General features: G+C 60.2%; 4 protein-coding genes. 3 read left to right on the forward strand and 1 reads right to left on the reverse strand.

Features of this window, described 5'->3' with window-relative positions:
- Positions 1-173 precede the first annotated feature (173 nt).
- Positions 174-371 carry a hypothetical protein gene (locus Q9S52_RS10630; RefSeq protein ID WP_304709090.1) on the reverse strand — a complete coding sequence of 66 codons (198 nt, stop codon included), beginning with the start codon at positions 369-371 and terminating at the stop codon, positions 174-176.
- Between the two features lie 263 nt (positions 372-634).
- On the opposite strand from Q9S52_RS10630, the gene Q9S52_RS10635 reads away from it, so the two are divergent.
- Genes Q9S52_RS10635 through Q9S52_RS10645 form a run of 3 tightly spaced genes read left to right on the forward strand, consistent with a single transcriptional unit; the run spans position 635 to position 2,492 of the window.
- Positions 635-1,180, forward strand: coding sequence for a chromate transporter (locus Q9S52_RS10635; RefSeq protein ID WP_304709091.1), 546 nt, complete (start codon positions 635-637; stop codon positions 1,178-1,180).
- A gap of 16 nt (positions 1,181-1,196) precedes the next feature.
- Positions 1,197-1,718 carry a chromate transporter gene (locus Q9S52_RS10640; RefSeq protein WP_297623407.1) on the forward strand — a complete coding sequence of 174 codons (522 nt, stop codon included), beginning with the start codon at positions 1,197-1,199 and terminating at the stop codon, positions 1,716-1,718.
- Positions 1,719-1,769: 51 nt separating this feature from the next.
- Positions 1,770-2,492: a 2-C-methyl-D-erythritol 4-phosphate cytidylyltransferase gene (locus Q9S52_RS10645; RefSeq protein ID WP_304709092.1), complete on the forward strand. Its 723-nt coding sequence runs from the start codon at positions 1,770-1,772 to the stop codon at positions 2,490-2,492.
- Positions 2,493-2,849: the final 357 nt, after the last annotated feature.

The raw sequence follows: 2,849 nt of genomic DNA on the forward strand, positions 1-2,849 counted from the left end.
GGGTCGGAGCCAGCGTGGGCCGAACGAGCTCCGCGAAGTTGCGGCCCTACGCCTGAGGTGGCTCCGGCCCGGGCGGTTCTTCAAACCGCAGGGATGCAACTTAAATCCAGGGTTGGGTGGTCATTTACTTAGGGTAGCTCTAGCCAGCTTTCGGGTGCCGAGCGGCACCCCGTTTATTCCGAGAGGCAACGCAACTGAAAACCGTGGGCGCGGCTGCCCGAGGCGCTGGTGTTGAGGCTCTGCGAATAGAAATCCAAGTCCAGGCCGTGGATGCCGCTCGTGGCGGAAGACCAGCTGAACCCGCCGTCGCCGACGCTGCTCAGCCCGCCATTGGCTCTCTCGCGGTAGCCCGGGGCGGTGCCGCTCGGCACTCGAAAGATGGCTGTGTCTACCCCAGGCAATCGGCCTGTCTCGGCCTCATTCTCTGTCTCGCGCGCGGGCTCCGCATAAATAAGACCAAAATAAACCCAACAAGACATTCAACGTTCTGTGGCCGGGCGAAACAGCGTTTCGTTGGGGAGGCTGCTATCCGATGGGGTGAGCTGTTCTTTTTCGGAAGAAAAGGTGCGCTTCCGGCCGCCGCGGAGCGGTGAATTTCGTAATTTTGCGCCTGTTGCGAAATCATTCGATAGTTATGTTCAGACAGGAAATAACCCTGTTTTTGTCGTTTTTCAAGATCGGCTGCTTCACTTTCGGTGGCGGATATGCCATGATCCCGATCATCCAGAAAGAGGTGATCGACAAACGGAGGTGGGTCGAACGCGAAGAGTTTATAGACCTGCTGGCGCTGGCGCAGTCGGCGCCCGGGCCGATGGCGGTCAATGTCTCGATTATGGTGGGGTACAAAATCCTGAGAACGCGGGGGGCGGTGGCGGCGTTTCTGGGAACGGTGCTGCCGTCGTTCCTGATTCTGCTGGGGGTGGCGATCTTCTTTTCGCATATCTCGGAGGATCCGACGGTGAACCGCATTTTCAAGGGGATGAGGCCGGCGGTCGTGGCGCTGATTCTGCAACCGGTCTTTTCGTTTGCCCGGGGGCTGAGGGGGTGGGAGTACGGGGTGTTCGTCGCGATTGCGGGGGCGATCTGGGCGGGGGCGTCGCCGTTGTGGTTCATTGCGGGCGGAATTGTCGTGGGGCTGGGGTATACGTACTGGAGGGTGAAACGGGGGTTGGGAAAATAAAAGATTCGAATTCGGGATGCTCTATTTGCAACTTTTTCTGACGTTTTTTCAGATCGGTCTCTTCGGGTTCGGGGGCGGGTATGCGATGATTTCGCTGATTCAGGCGGAGGTGGTGACGCGGCACGGATGGATCACGGCGGCGCAGTTTGCCGATATCATTGCGATTTCGCAGGTGACGCCGGGGCCGATTGCGATCAATAGTGCGACGTATATCGGGTATACGGCGACGGGGTCGGTCTGGGGGTCGGCGCTGGCGACGGCGGGGGTCTGTGCGCCGTCGCTGGTGTTGATGCTGATCGTGGCGAGGTTCTACCTGAAAATGAAGGATAACCGGTATGTGGCGGGGGTGATGAGGACGTTGAGGCCGGTGGTGGTGGGGCTGATTCTGGCGGCGGCTTTTCTGCTCTTCACGCCGGATAATTTCATCGACTGGAAAAGCTATGCGATTTTCGGGGCGGTGCTGGTGGCGGCGGTGCGGAAGGTCAATCCGATTCTGTTGATCGTGTTGGCGGGGTTGGCGGGGTGGTTGATCTATTGAGGTTGGCGGGGGTGGTAAGTGGGGGTGTCGAAGAAAAACTTTTCACAAAATATGTACAAAATATTAACAATTGTCGTGGCGGCGGGGGCGGGAAGGCGGATGGGGAGCGAGGTGCCCAAACAGTTCTTACTGCTTGGAGGCGAGCCGATTGTCATGCGGACTTTGCGCCGGATGGCGGAGGGGGTGGGGCGTTATGTGGCGGATTGTTCACAAAATGTGAACGAATGGGTGCATAAGCTGGTGCTGGTGCTGCCGGAGGCGTATATCGAACGGTGGGGGGAGTTGTGCGCGGCGCATGGGTTCGAGGTGCCGCACGAGGTGGTGGCGGGTGGGGAAACTCGATTTCAGTCGGTGAGGCGGGGATTGGAGGCGGAGCCGGAGGCGGAATGGGTGCTGGTGCATGACGGGGTGAGGCCGTTTGTCGCGGATGGGGTGATTCGGGGGGTGATCGAGGGGGCGCGAGCAGGGGGGGCGGCGGTGCCGGTGGTGCCGGTGGTGGATTCGTTGCGGCGGGTGGGGGCGCAGGGGGGCAGTGTGGCGGTCGAAAGGGGGGTGTTTCGGGCGGTTCAGACGCCGCAGGGGTTTCGGGGGGAGTTGCTCCGGAGGGCGTACATTTTGCCGGAGGAGGGGGGATTTACGGACGATGCTTCGGTGGTGGAGGCGTTGGGGGGTGTCGAAATCGGGCTGGCGGAGGGGGGACGGCAAAATATCAAAATCACGACGGGTTTCGATTTGTCTGTTGCGGAAATGTTGCTCTCGGAGGGGTGGGGCTAAGCCTGTTGCGTGCGTTTGGGGCGAGGCTGCCAGTAGAAATGCGTCAGCATTTCCCGTCCACGGGACGTGGGGCCTGCCCGGCCCGAGGGCAGTTTTAGGCGGGACAAAGCTCGACCGCGCGCCGTCGCCTAAAGAAGCGATTCAGCTATTTCGGCGATTAGCCGAATATAGATGAATCGCGCAGGCGCGCGAGACATAGAATTGGGTAGAGGCTGGTAGTTGAAATGCGTAAGCATTTCCTGTCCACGGGACGTGGGGCCCGCGCGGCCCGAGCGCAGTACCCTCCCGTAGGACGCGCGCCACGCCTAAAGAAGCGATTCAACTATTTCGGCGATAGCCGAATATAGATGAATCGCG

The sequence above is a fragment of the uncultured Rikenella sp. genome (genome assembly GCF_948810725.1).
Lineage (GTDB): Bacteria > Bacteroidota > Bacteroidia > Bacteroidales > Rikenellaceae > Rikenella.

Coding starts and splice junctions, on each gene's coding strand:
- Q9S52_RS10635 (WP_304709091.1), top strand. CDS start 635: ATGTTCAGACAGGAAATAACCCTGTTTTTGTCGTTTTTCAAGATCGGC.
- Q9S52_RS10640 (WP_297623407.1), top strand. CDS start 1,197: ATGCTCTATTTGCAACTTTTTCTGACGTTTTTTCAGATCGGTCTCTTC.
- Q9S52_RS10645 (WP_304709092.1), top strand. CDS start 1,770: ATGTACAAAATATTAACAATTGTCGTGGCGGCGGGGGCGGGAAGGCGG.